The organism is Actinocorallia herbida (genome assembly GCF_003751225.1).
Taxonomy (GTDB): Bacteria; Actinomycetota; Actinomycetes; order Streptosporangiales; family Streptosporangiaceae; genus Actinocorallia; species Actinocorallia herbida.
This window is the reverse complement of record NZ_RJKE01000001.1, coordinates 251,609-269,045: the sequence shown is the minus strand read 5'-3', so window position 1 is coordinate 269,045 and position 17,437 is coordinate 251,609. Positions and strand designations below refer to the sequence as shown.

16 protein-coding genes are annotated in these 17,437 nt (G+C 71.8%); 11 read left to right on the top strand and 5 right to left on the bottom strand.

Translation table 11 applies throughout. The features are described 5' to 3' along the window. The first annotated feature begins 92 nt into the window (after nucleotides 1-92). Nucleotides 93-794 carry a hypothetical protein gene (locus tag EDD29_RS01505; protein ID WP_123661796.1) on the top strand — a complete coding sequence of 234 codons (702 nt, stop codon included), beginning with the start codon at nucleotides 93-95 and terminating at the stop codon, nucleotides 792-794. A 64-nt stretch (nucleotides 795-858) separates the two neighbouring features. Beyond that, entirely contained in the window at nucleotides 859-1,467 is a 609-nt protein-coding gene (locus tag EDD29_RS01500; RefSeq protein WP_123661795.1) for a DUF1707 SHOCT-like domain-containing protein, read from the top strand. A 117-nt stretch (nucleotides 1,468-1,584) separates the two neighbouring features. Here EDD29_RS01500 and glpX read toward each other — a convergent pair whose 3' ends face one another. Then, complete coding sequence (gene glpX / locus EDD29_RS01495) at nucleotides 1,585-2,607, bottom strand: class II fructose-bisphosphatase (protein ID WP_123661794.1); 1,023 nt, start codon at nucleotides 2,605-2,607, stop codon at nucleotides 1,585-1,587. A 130-nt stretch (nucleotides 2,608-2,737) separates the two neighbouring features. Between glpX and EDD29_RS01490 the strand changes: the two genes are divergently transcribed. Both EDD29_RS01490 and EDD29_RS01485 read left to right on the top strand, forming a co-directional pair. Then, nucleotides 2,738-3,346, top strand: coding sequence for a TetR/AcrR family transcriptional regulator (locus EDD29_RS01490; RefSeq protein WP_123661793.1), 609 nt, complete (start codon nucleotides 2,738-2,740; stop codon nucleotides 3,344-3,346). Further along, nucleotides 3,343-3,963 (top strand): DUF4245 domain-containing protein, encoded by a 621-nt coding sequence (locus tag EDD29_RS01485; protein ID WP_123661792.1) that lies wholly within the window; start codon nucleotides 3,343-3,345, stop codon nucleotides 3,961-3,963. The genes EDD29_RS01490 and EDD29_RS01485 overlap by 4 nt, the downstream gene beginning before the upstream one ends. Before the next feature lie 7 nt (nucleotides 3,964-3,970). On the opposite strand, the gene EDD29_RS01480 is transcribed toward EDD29_RS01485, so the two are convergent. Then, a complete protein-coding gene (locus EDD29_RS01480) occupies nucleotides 3,971-4,189 on the bottom strand; it encodes an exodeoxyribonuclease VII small subunit (RefSeq protein ID WP_123661791.1) in 219 nt (72 codons plus the stop codon). Nucleotides 4,190-4,243: 54 nt separating this feature from the next. Between EDD29_RS01480 and xseA the strand changes: the two genes are divergently transcribed. Further along, nucleotides 4,244-5,464: an exodeoxyribonuclease VII large subunit gene (xseA, locus tag EDD29_RS01475; RefSeq protein ID WP_123661790.1), complete on the top strand. Its 1,221-nt coding sequence runs from the start codon at nucleotides 4,244-4,246 to the stop codon at nucleotides 5,462-5,464. Nucleotides 5,465-5,503: 39 nt separating this feature from the next. Beyond that, complete coding sequence (locus EDD29_RS01470; protein WP_123661789.1) at nucleotides 5,504-6,697, top strand: MFS transporter; 1,194 nt, start codon at nucleotides 5,504-5,506, stop codon at nucleotides 6,695-6,697. Between the two features lie 9 nt (nucleotides 6,698-6,706). Here EDD29_RS01470 and pdxR read toward each other — a convergent pair whose 3' ends face one another. Continuing rightward, nucleotides 6,707-8,032 (bottom strand): MocR-like pyridoxine biosynthesis transcription factor PdxR, encoded by a 1,326-nt coding sequence (pdxR, locus tag EDD29_RS01465; protein WP_123661788.1) that lies wholly within the window; start codon nucleotides 8,030-8,032, stop codon nucleotides 6,707-6,709. Nucleotides 8,033-8,129: 97 nt separating this feature from the next. Between pdxR and EDD29_RS01460 the strand changes: the two genes are divergently transcribed. The 5 genes from EDD29_RS01460 (at nucleotide 8,130) to EDD29_RS01440 (ending at nucleotide 15,057) form a co-directional block, all read left to right on the top strand. After that, nucleotides 8,130-9,107 carry a DMT family transporter gene (locus EDD29_RS01460; protein ID WP_123661787.1) on the top strand — a complete coding sequence of 326 codons (978 nt, stop codon included), beginning with the start codon at nucleotides 8,130-8,132 and terminating at the stop codon, nucleotides 9,105-9,107. After that, the gene (locus tag EDD29_RS01455; protein WP_123661786.1) at nucleotides 9,038-10,681 is read left to right on the top strand and encodes a fumarate hydratase; all 1,644 of its coding nucleotides are present in this window, start codon (nucleotides 9,038-9,040) and stop codon (nucleotides 10,679-10,681) included. The genes EDD29_RS01460 and EDD29_RS01455 overlap by 70 nt, the downstream gene beginning before the upstream one ends. Before the next feature lie 188 nt (nucleotides 10,682-10,869). Next, on the top strand, nucleotides 10,870-12,192 hold the full coding sequence (locus EDD29_RS01450) for a serine/threonine-protein kinase (RefSeq protein WP_170201249.1): 1,323 nt from the start codon (nucleotides 10,870-10,872) through the stop codon (nucleotides 12,190-12,192). 131 nt (nucleotides 12,193-12,323) lie between these two features. Next, on the top strand, nucleotides 12,324-13,715 hold the full coding sequence (locus EDD29_RS01445; RefSeq protein WP_123661784.1) for a class II fumarate hydratase: 1,392 nt from the start codon (nucleotides 12,324-12,326) through the stop codon (nucleotides 13,713-13,715). A 301-nt stretch (nucleotides 13,716-14,016) separates the two neighbouring features. After that, complete coding sequence (locus EDD29_RS01440; RefSeq protein WP_148085835.1) at nucleotides 14,017-15,057, top strand: hypothetical protein; 1,041 nt, start codon at nucleotides 14,017-14,019, stop codon at nucleotides 15,055-15,057. Between the two features lie 727 nt (nucleotides 15,058-15,784). Here the strand turns inward: EDD29_RS01440 and EDD29_RS01435 are convergent. Both EDD29_RS01435 and EDD29_RS01430 read right to left on the bottom strand, forming a co-directional pair. Next, a complete protein-coding gene (locus EDD29_RS01435) occupies nucleotides 15,785-16,306 on the bottom strand; it encodes an aggregation-promoting factor C-terminal-like domain-containing protein (RefSeq protein ID WP_123661782.1) in 522 nt (173 codons plus the stop codon). A 248-nt stretch (nucleotides 16,307-16,554) separates the two neighbouring features. Further along, complete coding sequence (locus EDD29_RS01430; protein ID WP_123661781.1) at nucleotides 16,555-17,307, bottom strand: aggregation-promoting factor C-terminal-like domain-containing protein; 753 nt, start codon at nucleotides 17,305-17,307, stop codon at nucleotides 16,555-16,557. Nucleotides 17,308-17,437 lie beyond the last annotated feature (130 nt).

Below are 17,437 nucleotides of genomic sequence, written 5' to 3'. Positions count from 1 at the left end.
GAAACCCACGATTACGGCACAGTTGGACAGAACACTTCCCCCGTAGTGCCCAAAATACGGTGTGTTCTCGGATGAGCAGGGAGCAGAGAAAGATGTCGCGTAACCCGCGAGAAGTCGGCAAGCAGGTACAGGATTCCCTGAACGAGCAGGTCAGGGACCTGCCGATCCACGCGGCACGGCTCGCCATGTTCGGTGTGGGCCGCGCCCTCCTGCTCACCGACCGGGTCACCAAGGATGTCCGGAGCGTCCGGGAACGTGACTTCGGTCCCGTCCTGGACAGGCTGCTCGCGGACGCCGAGAAGCTGACCGCCAGGCTGGAGGGCACGCCGGTCGGCAAGGTCCTCGAATTCGTCGTCCCCAAGCCCGCGCCCGTGCCCGCCGAGGAATCGGCGCCGACCCCGGTGGCCACGCCGCCGTCGGAGATCTCCGTGGGCAAGCCCGCCGCCAAGCCCGCCAAGGCGCCCGTCCACCTGGAAGAGGAACTCGATCACGTCCCGGGCGTCGAGGCCGGGCCGGCGTCGGAGACCGTCGAACTGGACGAGGTCGAGAACGCGCCGGACGAGGCCGTGGAGGGGCTGTCCGCCACGATCGCCGAGGCCGCCACGGTCACCATGACCGACCTTCCGGTCCCCGACTACGACGCCCTCACTCACGCCTCACTCCGCGCCCGCCTGCGCAAGCTGACGGCCGCCGAGGTGGCGCTCCTGCTGGACTACGAGGCCGCGCACGAGGCGCGCCCGGAGATCGTCAAGATGTACGAGAACAGGCTGGCCAAGCTGGCCGCCCAGCCCTGACGGCCCCGAGCAGAAGACCCCGTCGCGAGGTTCCGCGGCGGGGTCTTTGGCTTAGGGTCGAGGTGTGGACTCCGACCGCTCAGTTCCGGCACGTGACCTGCGCGCCTCCGACGCCGACCGCGACAGGGTGGCCGATCTGCTGCGGGACGCCGTCGAGGACGGCAGGCTGACGCCGGACGAGCACGCCGAGCGCGTCGAGGGCGTGTTCGCCGCCCGCACGCTGGGCGAGCTGACGATGTTCACCAAGGATCTGCTGCCCCAGAACGAGCAGCCCTTCCAGGTGGACGCGCGGCAGATGGTCGCCCTGTTCGGGTCGCACCGCCAGGACGGCCGGTGGGTGGTGCCCGCCCGCCTCCCGGTCGCCGCGGTGTTCGGCAAGGTCGAGATCGACCTCCGGGAGGCGATCCTGCGGCACCGGCACGTGGTGCTCGACCTCAGCTCGCTGTTCGGCCGGATCCGCCTGCACGTGCCGGGCGAGGTCGTGGTGCGGTTCACCGGCCGCTCGATGGCGGGCTCGGTGAAGGAGGCCGTGCCGGCCTGGCCCCCCACCGACGGCGAGGCCCCGGTCGTCGAGCTGACCGGGACCCTTCTGCTCGGCGCCGTCGAAGTGATCAGACCCAAGCGCCCGAAACCCCCCAGGCGTTCTTTCTGGGCCGGCCGGTCGGGCGCTTGAGAACCCGGCTCCGCCGGGGCGCCCGACCACCCGACCGATGCCGCAGGCGCTCCTTCTGGGCCGGCCGGTCGGGCGCCTGAGAACCCGGCTCCGCCGGGGCACCCGACCATCCTGTCGCTAGGCGGGCGCGTCGAAGTTGATCGCCGAGTAGGCGCGCAGCTTGTTCAGGCGGTGCTCTCCGTCGACGCGGCGGACGGTGCCGCTGCGGCCTCGCATGACCAGGGAGTGGGTGGTCGCCACGCCCTTGACGTACCGGACGCCCTTGACGAGCTCGCCGTCGGTGATGCCGGTGGCGGCGAAGAAGACGTCGTCGGAGCTGACGAGGTCGTCGGTGGTGAGGACCCGGCCGAGGTCGTGGCCCGCGTCGATCGCGCGCCGGCGCTCCGCCTCGTCCTGCGGCCACAGCCGGGACTGGATGACGCCGCCGAGGCACTTCATCGCACAGGCGGCGATGATGCCCTCGGGGGTGCCGCCGATGCCGAGCAGCAGGTCGACGCCGGTGCCCTCGCGGGCCGCCATGATCGCGCCCGCCACGTCGCCGTCGCGGATGAACTGGATGCGGGCGCCCGCCTCGCGGATCTCCTTGACGATCGCCTCGTGCCGCGGCCGGTCGAGGATCACCACGGTGACGTCCTCGGGCGTGGAGCCCTTGGCGCGGGCGACGGCGCGGATGTTGTCGCCGATGGGCCGTTCGATGTCGACGACGTCGGCGGCCTCGGCGCCGGTGACCAGCTTCTCCATGTAGAACACCGCGGACGGGTCGTACATGGAGTGGCGGGGCGCGACCGCGATGACGGCGATGGCGTTGGGCATGCCGAGCGCGTTCAGCGTGGTGCCGTCGATCGGGTCCACGGCCACGTCGCATTCCGCGCCGGTGCCGTCACCCACTTCCTCGCCGTTGAAGAGCATCGGGGCGTTGTCCTTCTCCCCTTCGCCGATCACCACCACGCCCTGCATGGAGACGGTGTTGATCAGCTGACGCATGGCGTTGACGGCGGCACCGTCGGCGCCCAGCTTGTCGCCCCGGCCCACCCAGCGGGCGGCGGCGAGCGCAGCGGCCTCGGTGACCCGGACGAGTTCCAGGGCGAGGTTGCGGTCGGGCGCCTCCGGCGCGGCGGCCAAAGGTGAGGTTTCAGACATTGCGGACCCTTCGGTCGAAGACGGGTTCCCAGTGATTCTCTGATTTCGCAAGCCGTTCTCACAAATTGGACCAGACCAGGGAGCCGGGCCGAGAACCGACCTGCCCTACGGTGGCGTAATCTCAGTGCCCATGAGCAGCGAGATCGAGGAGACCTCCACCAGGGTCTCCGAGCGGGGCCAGGCCACCCGGGGCGCCCTCCTTCGGGCCGCCCGCGAGGTGTTCTCCCAGGAGGGCTTCGCCCAGGCCGCCGTCACCGACATCGTGGCCAAGGCCGGGGCGAGCGTCGGCAGCCTTTACCACCACTTCAACGGCAAGGCCGACCTCTACCTCACGCTGTTCGAGGAGTTCCAGGCACGCCAGCAGGACCGCACCCGGGAGGCGATCTACCGCGCCCGCGACGAGGGCGAGCGCGACCCGCAGCGGTTGTTCCTCGCGGGCGCCGCCGCCTACCTCGCCGGTTCGGTCGAGGAGCAGAAGCTGTCCCGGCTGTTCCTGTCCGGGGACGGTCCGCCCGGATTCGACCGGATCATGCGCGAACGCCTGCGCAAGTGGGCCCGCCGCAACGCGGCCCTGTTCCAGGCCGAGGACAGCCGCTTCAACGAGCCGCTGGCGATCGTGCTCACCGGCTCGATGCTGGGCGCGGTGTCCGAGGTCTCCTTCGTCGACGACAAGGAGCGGGCGGCCCAGCTGTCGGCGTCCATCATCCGCGTCCTCGAGACCGTCAAGGGCGACCAGTGAGCGCACCGACGCCGCGCACCGAGACGCGGGTGGTCTCCGAAGGCTTCCTCAAGCGCTACCTGGCGGGTCCCGGCCAGTTCTGGATCGCGATCGTCGCGTGCTTCGCCTTCGCCTCGGCCGCGTTCCTGCTCACCCCCGGTGACGCCGACGACGCCGAGCCGAGGACCGTCGAGTACTCCTTCGACGCCAAGGGCTTCGCGCGCGAGGCCGACTTCGCCGCCTATGTCCCGGAGGGCCTGCCCGCCGGATGGCACGCCACCGCGAGCCGGGTCACCGGTCTGGGCGAGAAGGACAAGGACCTCACCTGGCACCTCGGCTTCGCCACCCCCGCGGGGGCGCACGCCGCGGTCGTGCAGAGCGACGAGAAGCCCGACGGCGACAAGGGCTTCGTGCGCCGGATGACCAACGTGCCGAGGTCCGGGCCCGACCAGGCCACCGGCACCCGTGACATCGGCGGGATCGCGTGGGCCGAGTACTTCCAGAAGGACAAGAGGCAGAGCTCGCTCGTGCTGCGGCTGCCCGCGAGCACGGTCGTGGTGACGGGCACCGCGTCCTTCGCCGAGCTCGCCGTCCTCGCCGGCTCCCTGAAGGCCCAGCCCATCGGCGGCGAAGGCTGACCCGCCGTTAGAAGGGGGCGTCCTCGTCGGCCTTCGGCACCATCGCCGCGGCGAGCCTTGCGCGGGCGCCTTCCAGCCACTCCTCGCACACCGAGGCGAGCCGTTCCCCCCGCTCCCACAGCGCCAGGGACTCCTCCAGGGTGAGGCCCCCGGTCTCCAGGCGCTTCACCACCTCCGCGAGCTCGTCGCGGGCCTTCTCATACGAGAGCGTCTCCTCCTGGGCCATGCGACCAGCCTAGCCCTCGCCCCTGACGGGGGTGCCGCCCTCTAGGCTCCCCTCATGGCTCTGGATACCTCCGCGGACAACCCGATCCCCGTCAGGACGGTGCTCAACCTCGTCGGCGGGTGGATCGGACGGCTCGGCCGCGTCTGGGTCGAGGGCCAGATCACCGAGCTGAACCGGCGCGGCGGCACCGTCTTCCTGACGCTGCGGGACCCTGCGGCGAACATCTCCGTCCGGGTCGTGGGGGCGCGCGGGATCTTCGAGAACCCCGCGGTCGTCGACGGCGCCCGGGTCGTCATCCACGCCAAGCCGGACTTCTACGTGAACCGCGGGTCGTTCTCGCTCACCGCGATCGAGGTGCGCGCGGTCGGCGTCGGGGAACTGCTCGCCCGGCTGGAGCAGCTCAAGCGGGTGCTCTCCGCCGAAGGGCTGTTCCGGCCCGAGCGCAAGCGCCCGCTGCCGTTCCTGCCCGGCACGATCGGCCTGGTCTGCGGCCGGGACTCCGCGGCCGAGCGCGACGTGCTGGAGAACGCCCGCAGGCGCTGGCCCGCGGTCGCGTTCCGGGTCGAGACCGTCGCCGTGCAGGGCTCGCACGCGGTCGGCGAGGTGGTGGAGGCGCTGCGGAGACTCGACGCCGACCCCGCCGTCGAGGTGATCATCATCACCCGGGGCGGTGGCTCCCTGGAAGACCTGCTGCCGTTCTCCGACGAGACCATGGTCCGCGCGGTCGCGGCGGCGCGCACGCCCGTCGTCTCGGCGATCGGCCATGAGCAGGACGCGCCGCTGCTCGACCTCGTCGCCGACCACCGGGCGTCCACCCCGACCGACGCCGCCAAACGGGTCGTGCCCGACGTGCGCGAGCAGCAGGCGATGATCCGGCAGCTCAGGGACCGGGGCCGCCGGTCGGTGACGGGCCGGATCGAACGCGAGCTGACCTGGCTGAACGGGGTGCGGTCGCGGCCCGCGCTGGCCGATCCGGTCCGGGAGGTCGAGCGCAAGCACGAGCAGGTGCTCGCCACCCGTGACAGGGCGCGCAGGGCGCTCGCGGTGGCGCTCGACAGGGCCGAGGACAGGCTGACGCATACGCGTGCCCGCCTTACCGCGCTGTCCCCGGCGGCCACCTTGGCCCGCGGGTACGCGATCGTCCAGCGGCCCGACGGGACCGTGCTGCGCGCGGCGGAGGACCTGGAGACCGGGGAGACGCTCTGGGTCCGGCTGCCCGATGGCCGCAGGTCCGTGACCGTCGACCCACTTGACCCGGATTCAGGCGGTCTCTAGCCTTTCCCGAACTTATCTCACCTTTTCGGGGGGCGTCCGATGCGGGACCGCCAGGCCAGACTCGCCACCTTCGGCGCGTTCGGCATCCAAGGACTGTGCTTCGCCTCACTGGTCACGCGGGTGCCCCAGATCCAGGACGCGCACGGGCTCAGCGACGCCGACCTGGCGATCGTGCTCCTGCTCGTCCCGGTGATCGCCGGAGTCGGCAGCACCCTGTCGGGCCTGCTCTTCACCCGCTACGGCAGCGCCGTCGTCCTGCGCGTCGCCCAGCCCGCGGTGTGCGTCGCCGCGGTCCTCATCGGGCTCACCGGCGGCGAACTCCTCCCGCTGTACGGGGCGGTCGCGCTGTTCGGCCTCTTCGTCGGCGCGGTCGACGCCTCGATGAACGCCCAGGCCGTCGCCGTCGAACGGCACGAGCAGCGGAGCGTCATCTCCGGCTTCTACGCCGTGTGGAGCGTCGCGGGCATCGCGGGCGGGCTGTGGGCGTCGTTCGCCAACAGCCAGGACATGTCGCTGTTCACGGGCTTCGTCATCCCCTCGGCCCTCGGCGTCGCCGGGGCGCTCGCCCTCGGGCCGTTCCTCTACCGGCGTCGGGAAGAGGCCGGAGGCCCCTCGGCGGAGGAGATCAAGGCGGCGGCCAAGCGGGTGCCGTGGCGGCCGATCCTCCTCGTGGGCATCGCGATGGGCTCCTTCTACATCGCCGACGCGGCGATCTCGAACTACAGCGCCAAGTACCTCGAAGACGAACTCGCCGCCAGCGCGACCGTCGCGCCGCTCGCCTACGTCGCCTACCAGGTGGCGATGGTGCTCAGCCGGAGCATCGCCGACTTCGGCGTCCGCAGCTTCGGGCCGGTCCTGGTCGTCCGGATCGGGGCCGTCGTCGGGTTCCTCGGCATGCTCGGCGTGATCATCGCCCCGAACGCGCTCCTCGCCATCGCCGCGGTGACGGTCATGGGCCTCGGCGTCTGCGTCGTCGCGCCGATCGCGTTCTCCGCGGCCGACCGGGTCGACGGCACCGGCCTCGGCATCGCGGTGTCCCGGGTCAACCTGTTCAACTACGTCGGGTTCGTCCTGGGCGCGGGGATCATCGGCGCGTTCGCCTCCGCCGACGGCGACAGCAACCTCCGCCTGGCCTTCACCATCCCGGCCGGGCTGATCCTCCTGATCGTCCTGCTCGCGCCCTCGTTCTCCCCCAAGACCCCCGCGGGCGCCGCCGAGCCGTCCCCGGCCTGAGCGGCGCGCTCACGCCAGCGCGGCGGCGAGCCGAGCGACCGCCCCGGGGATCCGCCGCGCCGGAACGCCCCCGTAGCCCAGAACGAGCCCTGAGCCGCAGCGCTCGACCGCGACTCCGCGCCGGGCCGCCCGCGCTGCGGCGTCCGCCGGCAGCCCGGGGATCTCGACGTACAGGTGCAGGCCCGCGCTGACCCCGCCGACCCTGGCCGCGGGCAGCTCCCGCGCCAGCGCCTCGACCAGGGCGTCACGGCGCGCCCGGTAGACCCGGCGGGCCCGGCGCACCTGCCGGTCGTGCGCGCCCGAGGCGAGGAAGTGCGCGAGCGCGTGCTGCTCGACGACCGGGCCGCCGAGGTCGGTGAGCGCGCGGTGCCCGGCCACCGCGGCGGCGAGCCCGGCCGGCGCGGCGAGCCATCCCAGCCGCAGGCCCGGCGCCAGCGCCTTGCTCACCGAGCCGAGCAGCACGGTCCGGTCCGGGGCCAGCCCCTGGACGCAGCCGACGGGATCGCGGTCATAGCGGAACTCGGCGTCGTAGTCGTCCTCGATGACGGTGCCTCCGGTGGCGCGCGCCCAGGCCACCAGGGCCGCCCGCCGCGCCGGGGACAGCACGACGCCCGTCGGGAACTGGTGGGCCGGGGTGACGAGCACGGCCCGCGCTGCCGAGCGGGCGAGGGCCGCCACGTCGAGGCCCTCGGCGTCGACCGGCACCCGGACGAGCGGCGCCCCCGCCTCGGCCAGCAGCGGGATCTGCCGCTCCGACGTGGGGTCCTCCACCGCCAGGGGCCCGCCGAGCAGCCTCGTGACCATGGACAGCCCGTGCGCGACGCCGGAGGTGACCACGATCCGCTCCGGTGTCACATCGGCGGCGCGCACCCTGCCGAGGTACCCCGCGAGCTCTTCCCGCAGCAGCGGGACTCCCGCGGGGTCCGGGTAGGCGAAGTCGTCGTGGGCCATCGTCTCCAGCGCGTGCTTGTGGGCCGCCGCCCAGCGCGCGCGGGGGAACTGCGAAAGGTCCGGCCGCCCCGGGCGGAAGTCGAACTCGGGGGCTTCGGCACGCCCCGGGGCACCGACCGCCTCGGCCACCGGACGGCCCGCCGCGGGGGCCACCCGGGTCCCGTCGCCCGTGCGGGCCAGGAGGAACCCCTCGGCGACGAGCTGCTCATAGGCGGCCACCACGACGCCCCGCGAGATCCCCAGGTCGGCGGCGAGGCCCCGGGTGGAGGGCAGCCGTGCCCCGCCCGCCAGCCTGCCGTCCCTGACCGCGGCCCGCAGGCCCGCCGCGAGCTGGACCGCGAGCCTCCCCGCCGCACGGTCCACCGCGATGTGCAGATCCGGCATGCCGCCCGCCTCCTCCCCGAGCCCGGGGCAATGGTCCTGAATTCACCGGGTGAATTGGCTCTCATTCTGGGACCGATCGCTCCCTAGCGTCGTCCGCATGCGAAGGAACACGGACCTCGGCGCGGGCGCCGGGGCGGCGACCGGGATGACCCTGGTCGGGACGATGGCCGCGGTGTCGGCGACGGTGACGGCCTATCCCGTCCTCATCGGGCAGGCGCTCCGGTACGGCGTCGCGGCGGCCGTCCTGCTGCCGCTCGCCGCGCGGGCCGCGGGCGCGCCGCCCAAGGGGGCGCGGGAGTGGGCCCTGCTGGTCGCGCTCGCCGCCTCCGGGCTCGCGGGATTCAACTACTGCCTGGTGGAGGCGGTCCGGACGGCGTCGCCCGCGACCGTGGGCGCGGTACTCGGCTGCGCCCCTTTGGTGATCTCCGTCGCGGGGCCGCTCGTCCAGGGGCGCAGGCCGTCACGGCGGCTCGTGGGCGCGGCCCTGACGGTCAGCGCGGGCGCGGCGCTGGCGAGCGGGTTCGGCGGCGGCGGCCTACGGGGCCTCGCCTACGCCGTGGGCGCCCTGACCGGGGAGGTGCTCTTCTCCCTTCTGGCGGTCCCGCTCCTGCCCAGGCTCGGGGCGGTAAGGCTGTCCGCGTACTCGGTGGCCCTCGCCGTCCCCCTGCTCGCCGCCGCGGCGCTCGTCTCCGGCGAGTCCTTCCGCGCGCCCACCCCCGCCGAAGGCGCCGCGCTGGCCTACATCGGCCTGGTGATCACCGTCGTCGCGTTCCTGCTCTGGTACCGCGCGCTAGGCAGGCTGGGCGCCGACCGAGCCGCCCCCTACGGCGGGCTCATCGCCGTCTCGGCCGCGGCGACCACCGCCGTCATCGGCGCCGGGGTCCCCTCGGCCGCCGAGATCGCGGGATGTCTCCTGGTCGCGGTGGGCGTGACCTGCGCGGCGATCCCGCCAGGGGGACCCTTTACCCTTAGACGGCCTGCCGAACGAGATGTGCGAGGGATGAGATGGCCGATTTCGTACACACCGAGCTGCTTCCGCTGGGGAAGGACACCGAGACGGAATACCGGCTCCTGACCACCGAGGGTGTGTCGACGGTCGAGGCCGCCGGCCGCACGTTCCTCCAGGTCGAGCCCGAGGCCATCCGGCTGCTCACCGAGACCGCCATCCACGACATCCAGCACCTGCTGCGCCCGGCGCACCTCGCCCAGCTCCGCAAGATCCTGGACGACCCCGAGGCCTCCCCCAACGACAGGTTCGTCGCCCTCGACCTGCTGAAGAACGCCGGCATCGCCTCCGGCGGCATCCTTCCGATGTGCCAGGACACCGGCACCGCGATCATCATGGGCAAGCGCGGCCAGCACGTGCTGACCGACGGCGACGACGAGGCGCACCTTTCGCGGGGCGTCTACGACGCGTACACGCGGCTCAACCTGCGCTACTCCCAGATGGCCCCGCTGACGATGTGGGACGAGAAGAACACGGGCACCAACCTGCCCGCGCAGATCGACCTGTACGCCACCGACGGCGACGCCTACAAGTTCCTGTTCATGGCCAAGGGCGGCGGCAGCGCCAACAAGTCCTACCTGTACCAGGAGACCAAGGCCGTCCTGAACCCCAAGCGGATGATGTCCTTCCTCGAGGAGAAGATCCGCAGCCTGGGCACGGCCGCCTGCCCGCCGTACCACCTGGCGATCGTCGTCGGCGGCACCTCGGCGGAGACCGCGCTGAAGACCGCCAAGTACGCCAGCGCCCACTACCTCGACCACATGCCCACCGAGGGCTCGATCGGCGGCCACGGCTTCCGCGACCTGGAGTTGGAGCAGCAGGTCTTCGAGCTCACCCAGCGGCTCGGCATCGGCGCCCAGTTCGGCGGCAAGTACTTCTGCCACGACGTCCGCGTGATCCGGTTGCCCCGGCATGGCGCGTCCTGCCCCGTGGCGATCGCGGTGTCCTGCTCGGCCGACCGCCAGGCCCTGGCGAAGATCACCGCCGAGGGCGTCTTCCTGGAGAAGCTGGAGACCGACCCGGCCCGCTTCCTGCCCGAGACCACCGACGACCACCTCGACGACCAGGTCGTCAGGATCGACCTCAACCGGCCGATGGCGGAGATCCGCGAAGAGCTGTCCCGTTATCCGGTCAAGACCCGCCTGTCCCTTTCCGGCCCGCTCGTCGTGGCGCGCGACATCGCCCACGCCAAGATCAAGGAGCGGCTCGACGCGGGCGAGGGCATGCCGCAGTACCTCAAGGACCACGCCGTCTACTACGCCGGCCCGGCCAAGACCCCCGAGGGCTACGCGTCCGGCTCGTTCGGCCCGACGACGGCCGGGCGCATGGACTCCTACGTCGAGGAGTTCCAGGCGGCGGGCGGCTCTCTGGTGATGCTCGCCAAGGGCAACCGCTCCCAGGCCGTCACCAACGCGTGCAAGGCCCACGGCGGCTTCTACCTGGGCTCGATCGGCGGCCCCGCCGCGCGTCTGGCGCAGGACTGCATCCGCAAGGTCGAGGTGCTGGAGTACCCGGAACTCGGCATGGAGGCGGTCTGGAAGATCGAGGTCGAGGACTTCCCCGCCTTCATCGTCGTGGACGACAAGGGCGAGGACTTCTTCGCCGACACCACCGGGCCCGTGCTCTCCATCGGGCGCCGCTGACCGTGCCTTTTCGGTCTGGCGGCCGGGCGCCTTTCGCTCCCGGCGCCGTCCCTCCGGCGCTTCGGGCCTCCAGGGCGGCACCGGGGGCGCCCGGCCGTCAGACCGGGTCCGAGCGCCGTCTCAAACCGAATCCTGCGGTCATTGCATACGGTGTCTGACAAGGCGGACGCTCCTGTATGTTGTCCGGCATGACTGAGACGGTGGACTTCGTATTGGCGAAGCGCTACCGCCTGCTCCAGGCTCTCGGACACGGGGCGATGGGCACGGTGTGGCGAGCCCACGACGAGCTCCTCGAACGCGATGTGGCCATCAAGGAGATCCGGTTCCCCTCCGAGCTGGACGAGGCCGACCGCGTCGTGTTCTACCGCCGGACGCTGCGCGAGGCCAGGGCGCCCGCGCGCGTCCGGCACAAGTCGATCATCGAGGTGTACGACGTCGTGCAGGAGCACGCGCGGCCCTGGATCGTCATGGAGCTCATCGAGGCGCCCACCCTCGAGCAGCACATCAAGGAGCACGGCCCGCTGCGGCCCGACGAGACCGCGGCGATCGGCCGCCAGCTCGTCGCCGCGCTCGCCGAGGCGCACGCCTCCGGGGTGCTGCACCGCGACATCAAGCCGTCGAACGTGCTGCTCGCGCCGGGCCGGGTCGTGCTCACCGACTTCGGCCTCGCCATCACCAACGGCTCCTCGACCATCACCAAGGTCGGCACGTTCGTGGGCTCTCCTGCCTACGTCGCGCCGGAGGTGGCCCGCGGAGAGAAGGCGACGCCCGAGTCCGACCTCTGGTCCCTCGGCGCGACCCTGTACTGCGCGGTGGAGGGACGCCCCCCCTTCGACCACGAGAGCGTCATGGCGACGCTGTCGGCGGTCCTCACCGAGGACCCGAACCCGACGCACCGCTCGGGCGAGCTGGGTCCGATCATCAACGGGCTGCTCCAGCGCAACCCCCGGCGCAGGCTCACGCACGCGCGCCTCGCCGAGCGGCTCGACCGCGCCGCGACGCCCAAGCGCAGCGCCGGCCAGTCCCCAGGGGAGAGCATGGTGAACGCCCTGTCGTCCGCCGGGATGCCGAGCCGACGGAGCGGCGCGCACCGGGCCAAGCAGAACCGGCCCAACACCACCCGGCCGTACCTGTTCGCCGGGCTCGGCCTGCTGGGCGTCGGCGCGGTCATCGCCGCGATCATCGGCCTGTCCGGCGGCGACCCCACCGCGACCCCGGGCACCGAACCGAAGGGCGAGGTCGGCACCAACGTCAGCGCCACCCCCGACGTCCTCGTCGTCGAGGCCAAGGGCGGCGACTGCGGGCTGACGATCCTGGCGGGCGGCGCGGGCGGCGCGGCGGCCTCCGACGTGCAGAACACCACGATCCCCGACGGGACGCTCTTCCGCGCCAACAAGGTCCCCATGGACGTGACCGTCAGCGACGGCAAGATCTGCAAGGTGACCGTCAACGGCGAGGTCAAGCCCTCCGTCGCGGGCGAACAGACCTACGTCGACATCGATCGCGAGTAGGGCGCCTCGATCCGGACGAGGAATCACCCGGAGTGATCGGGTGCCGGGATCCCGCGCGCCCGATCACCGCGGTGCCGGAGGCGCGGCGATCGCATCGGAATAATGCGGGCTCCGGGGGTGTCTGATCTTGCATGGGCGACTTTCGGGTTGAGCATGATTCGATGGGCGAGGTCAGGGTTCCCGCGGACGCCAAGTGGCGGGCGCAGACCCAGCGCGCGGTGGAGAACTTCCCTATTTCCGGGAGGCCCCTGTCGGGGCCGCACATCCGGGCGCTGGCGCTGATCAAGTCGGCGGCGGCGCGGGTCAACGCGGAGCTGGGGGTGCTGCCCGAGGACGTCGCCGCGGCGATCGCGGCGGCGGCCGACGAGGTCGCCGAAGGCCGCTGGGACGGCGAGTTCCCCGTGGACGTCTTCCAGACGGGCTCGGGCACCTCCTCGAACATGAACGCCAATGAGGTGATCGCGACCCTCGCCGAGGAACGGCTGGGGCGTCCCGTCCACCCCAACGACCATGTGAACGCCTCCCAGTCGTCCAACGACGTCTTCCCCTCCTCCCTCCACCTGGCGGCCACCGAGGCCGTCGTGACGGCTCTGGTGCCCGCGCTGGGGCATCTCGCGGACGTGCTGGAGGCGAAGGCCGCGGAGTTCGCGGACCTCGTCAAGTCCGGGCGGACCCATCTGATGGACGCCACGCCCGTCACCCTTGGCCAGGAGTTCGGGGGATATGCCGCTCAGGTCCGGTACGGCATAGAACGGCTGGAGTCGGCGCTGCCCCGGCTCGGCGAGCTCGCGCTCGGCGGGACCGCGGTCGGCACCGGGATCAACACGCCGGAAGGCTTCGCGCCCAAGGTGATCGCGCTGCTCGCCGACCGGACGGGACTGCCGATCCGGGAGGCGCGTGACCACTTCGAGGCACAGAGCGCCCAGGACGCGGTCGTCGAGACGAGCGGGGCGCTCCGGACCGTCGCGGTGAGCCTCACCAAGATCGCCAACGATCTGCGCTGGATGGGTTCGGGACCGCGCGCCGGACTCGCCGAGATCCGGCTGCCGGACCTCCAGCCCGGGTCGTCGATCATGCCGGGCAAGGTGAACCCCGTCCTGCCCGAGGCGGTCGCGATGGTCGCGGCCCAGGTCATCGGGAACGACGCGGCGATCGCCTTCGGCGGCGCCGCGGGCACCTTCGAGCTGAACGTGCAGCTCCCGATGCTCGCCCGCAACCTCCTCGAGTCGGTCTCCCTCCTCGCCAACGTGGTCCGCCTCTTCGCCGACCGCTGCGTCACCGGCATCGAGCCGAACGTCGACCGCCTCGCCGAGTACGCCGAAGGCTCCCCCTCGATCGTCACCCCCCTCAACCGCCACATCGGCTACGAGGAAGCCGCGAAGGTCGCCAAACAGGCGCTCGCCGAACGCAAGACCATCCGTCAGGTGGTCCTGGAGCGCGGCTACGTCGAAGCCGGAAAGCTCACCCTCGACGACCTCGACGAGGCCCTCGACGTCCTCCGCATGACCGGCCGCAGACCCTGATCCCGACGTGCACGGGAAAGGCCCAGGGCGAGGAACACCCTGGGCCTTCTTCCGTCCGGACGAGCGAGCAGAGCTAATGCCAGTTGTGGGTTCCGAAGCCGGGCCAGGCGGCGCAGGAGCTGCCGTGGTGTGACTTGATGTGCTTCATCCCATGTGACCAGGGGCTGCGCAGGCACGGCCCTTCGTGGTCGCCGTCCCAGCCGTACCCGTCGGCCGTGTGCCAGCCGAGCTGCCTGTTCTCGTGACCTCGGCCGTGCTTTCCGTGGCTTCGGCCCTTCTTCTCGTGGCCGTTGTGCCGGCCATGACCGTCCCGGTCCCCGTCGCGACCGTCGCGCCCATTGCCGTCCCGGCCCTCGTGGTCGCGGCCCTCGTCGTGGCGACCCTCGTCGCCGCCGTCGTGGTCACGGCCCTCATGGTCGCGACCTTCGTGCTCGCGACCCTCGTCGTCGCGGCCATCATGGTCACGGCCCTCGTCGTGACGGCCTTCGTGGTCACGACCTTCGTTATCGCCGTCGTGGTCACGGCCCTCGTCGTGACGGCCTTCGTGGTCACGCCCCTCGTTGTCACCTTCGTGGTCGCGCCCCTCTTCGTGACGCCCCTCGTCGTCGCCGTCGTGGTCACGGCCCGCTTCGTCGCGGTCGTAGCTGCGGACGTAGCCGTCGTGGTCACGGCCCTCGTGGTCACGGCCTTCGTGGTCGCGCCCCTCGTCGTGGCGACCCTCGTCGCCGCCGTCGTGGTCACGGCCCTCGTCGTGACGGCCTTCGTGGTCACGCCCCTCGTTGTCGCGCCCCTCGTCGTGACGCCCCTCGTCGTGCCGACCCTCTTCGCCTCCTTCGTGGTCGCGGCCCTCATGGTCGCGGCCCTCGTCGTTGTGGTCGCGGCCCTCGCCGTCGCGACCCTCGTGGTCGTTGTGGTCGCGGCCCTCGTGGTCGCGACCCTCGTGGTCGTTGTGGTCGCGGCCCTCGTGGTCGCGGCCTTCCTCGTGGTCGCGACCCTCGTCCCGCACTTCGGCGGGGCGTGGCTCGGGACGCTCGTAGCCGACCTGGCTCGGCGGGGACTCCGCCGCGACGGCGGGCAGCGCGGGCACCAGCAGCGCCGCGGACGCGGCAAGTGTGATGGTCACGCGCCTGATGCGAGCGCGGGCGGGACCCTGGGACATGTGCGGGCGTTCGTTCACGGACGGTTCCTTTTTCGGTCGCGGCACCGGCCGGCCCGCGAATGGTTCCCACCCCGTGCGACGCGCCCGAAACACGGGCCTGCCGGACGTCGCTGCATGAGACCCTGCGGGCCTCCGGGGCGCTGGCGGAGCACGGGGATTCCCCGTACTCCGCTCACCGTGTGAGGTGACACGTTGATGTCCATCACCGCCCAGGCGCCCTGCTGATCATGGTGACGGCCCATCGGAACCGATCCATGGATGATCATCGGCGTGTCATGACCCGCGCCCCGCGCCCATGACCCACCCGGACCGCGCCATTGACCCCGGCAGAGATCTTTTCGGACCCTCCACCCGACCCCGCCCTCACACCACTTTCGGCACTAAACCCACCAAATCGACCACTGCCCAGAACCCCCACCACTCATCTCCGCCCCGACCACCCCGACCCACGACGACCCGAACAAGAAACCCCACCCGGATTCCAGCTGGCCACCGGCACAACCCAGGACAAAAGACACCCGCGGGCTCTCCAGTCCCGCCCAGAACAGGCACCCGACCGCCGCACTTCAGCCCGGCCATTCGGGCCCGCCCCAGCGCCAGGAACGCCCTCACAGCCTTTTCCAGCCCACCCACCAGGCACGGGCAGGCACGGCTCAGAACCACGAACGCCCCGGGCCTTACAGCCCGGAGCCACGAACACCCCCGAGCCGTTCCAGCCGGCCCAGGACGCGGCATCACACCTGTGTGATCGAGAACCCCTGCGCCCGCCCCGGAGGTCCGTGAACCGCTAGGCGAGCAGACCGGAGGGGGCAGGCGCAGGGATCCAAAGCGCCCGATCACCGCCCGCAGCGGAGCCGCGGGCGAACAAGCAGAGCCCGATCACCGCCGCGGCGGAGCCGCGGCAGGGAACTCAGTACCAGCCGGTCGCGCCCGAGTGGGACCAGGCTGAGCAGGGAGTCCCGTAACGGGACTTGATGTATTTGAGGCCCCACTTGATCTGGGTCGCGGGGTTGCTGCGCCAGTCCTTGCCCGAGGTGGCCATCTTCGACGCGGGCAGCGCCTGCGGGATGCCGCCCGCGCCCGACGACGGGTTATAGGCGCGGTGGTTCCAGTTGCTCTCCTTGTCCCACAGCTTGACGAGGCAGCGGAACTGGGTCCTGGACCAGCCGCGCTTGGCCACCTGCTGCTTCGCGATGGCCTGGTTGCGCTGCTTGCGGGTGAGCTTCCTGTCGGCCGTCGGCGCCTTCGCGACGGCGACGGTGTCCGTCTGGCGGGAGGTGACGACCTTCTGCGCGGAGGCCGCGTGCGCGGGGAGCGCCGAGCCGAGTCCGAAAACCAGCCCGGAGGCCGTAACGACCGCGATCTTGCGGACGATACCCCGGTGAACGGTACGTCCGTTCTGGGGGGCCTGGGGGGAGGTGTGCCCGGACATAGGGGTTTCCTTTCGTCAGCCGGACGCCGATCGCATCGCAGGCAGAGGCCACCCCAGGCAGAACCGTCACGCACGGGGCATGACGAACCGGGTTCCGGGAAGAGTGCGCGCGGCAGCGCGCGGGCGCGGACCGAGAGGTCCGCTCATCCGGGGTGGGCGCGACGGGAGAGGCGCTCGTGCCTCATGGGGGCCCGCCGCTTATGGGGTTGTGAAGTACGGCCCCGGGGTCGGGCCCGGGACGTGCGCGCCTAGTACCAGTGGTTGGCGAGGAAGTGCGACCATGCGCCGCACGGGGTGCTGTAGCGCCCCTTGATGTAGCCGAAGCCCCACTTGATCTGGGTCGCCGCGTCGGTCTGCCACTTCGGGCCGGCCGAAGCCATCTTGGTGCCGGGGTTGGCCTGCGGAATGCCGTACGGGCCGTTGACGCTACCGGCGGTGGTACGCCAGCCGCTTTCCTTGTTCCACAGGTTGTACAGGCACCCGAACTGGGTCTTGGGGTCCCAGCCGTAGCCCTTGAGCATGCCCTTGGCGATCGCCTGTGCCGTACCCGGCGACACCGCGGGTCCAGCCCCTGCGGTGGCCTCTGCGGGGTCGGTCGGCTCGGGCGTCGGCACCGTCTTGGTCTTCAGCGACGGAACGGTGTCCTCGGCCGCGGCGGCGATCGCGCGGTCCTTGAGCGCTTTCTTCTGTTCCTCGGCCGACAGCGGCGTCGACTCGGGGGCCACCTCGTCCTTCGGCGCCAGCGTGGCCACCGCGGTGGTGCCGTCGGCGTCGTCAAGACCCACGATGACCGCCGCGGCCACCACGGCCGCGACGAGGGCGGCGACGACGCCGCCCGCGATCAGGAGCTTGTTCTTGCCACCCTTGCGGTCGCGGATGACCAGATCGAGGGGTTCTCCCTCAGGGTCGGTCAGCGGCGTGCCGGCCACCTTCACGTCGGGGTGCGGGGTCTCGGGACCGGCCGGGTCCCAGGCCGTCGGAGGCGGCGCCTGCGTCGTCATCGTCGGGCTCCCTTCCCCAGCGTGCGGTCAAGTGGCGGTCATCCGGAGCCCAAGCGCTCCAGGGACACACCCTGCCGCAGGAGCGGGGGTGCTCCGCAAGCGGAACGGCGTGTTCGGACGTGTCCGCACA

Bases quoted from the DNA above. Each gene is read 5' to 3' on its own strand.
- EDD29_RS01440 (WP_148085835.1), top strand. From the start codon at position 14,017: ATGACCGTCCCGGTCCCCGTCGCGACCGTCGCGCCCATTGCCGTCCCG.
- EDD29_RS01455 (WP_123661786.1), top strand. From the start codon at position 9,038: ATGGCCGATTTCGTACACACCGAGCTGCTTCCGCTGGGGAAGGACACC.
- EDD29_RS01430 (WP_123661781.1), bottom strand. From the start codon at position 17,307: ATGACGACGCAGGCGCCGCCTCCGACGGCCTGGGACCCGGCCGGTCCC.
- EDD29_RS01470 (WP_123661789.1), top strand. From the start codon at position 5,504: ATGCGGGACCGCCAGGCCAGACTCGCCACCTTCGGCGCGTTCGGCATC.
- glpX (WP_123661794.1), bottom strand. From the start codon at position 2,607: ATGTCTGAAACCTCACCTTTGGCCGCCGCGCCGGAGGCGCCCGACCGC.
- EDD29_RS01435 (WP_123661782.1), bottom strand. From the start codon at position 16,306: ATGTCCGGGCACACCTCCCCCCAGGCCCCCCAGAACGGACGTACCGTT.
- EDD29_RS01450 (WP_170201249.1), top strand. From the start codon at position 10,870: ATGACTGAGACGGTGGACTTCGTATTGGCGAAGCGCTACCGCCTGCTC.
- EDD29_RS01460 (WP_123661787.1), top strand. From the start codon at position 8,130: ATGCGAAGGAACACGGACCTCGGCGCGGGCGCCGGGGCGGCGACCGGG.
- EDD29_RS01445 (WP_123661784.1), top strand. From the start codon at position 12,324: ATGGGCGACTTTCGGGTTGAGCATGATTCGATGGGCGAGGTCAGGGTT.
- pdxR (WP_123661788.1), bottom strand. From the start codon at position 8,032: ATGCCGGATCTGCACATCGCGGTGGACCGTGCGGCGGGGAGGCTCGCG.
- EDD29_RS01480 (WP_123661791.1), bottom strand. From the start codon at position 4,189: ATGGCCCAGGAGGAGACGCTCTCGTATGAGAAGGCCCGCGACGAGCTC.
- EDD29_RS01490 (WP_123661793.1), top strand. From the start codon at position 2,738: ATGAGCAGCGAGATCGAGGAGACCTCCACCAGGGTCTCCGAGCGGGGC.
- EDD29_RS01505 (WP_123661796.1), top strand. From the start codon at position 93: ATGTCGCGTAACCCGCGAGAAGTCGGCAAGCAGGTACAGGATTCCCTG.
- xseA (WP_123661790.1), top strand. From the start codon at position 4,244: ATGGCTCTGGATACCTCCGCGGACAACCCGATCCCCGTCAGGACGGTG.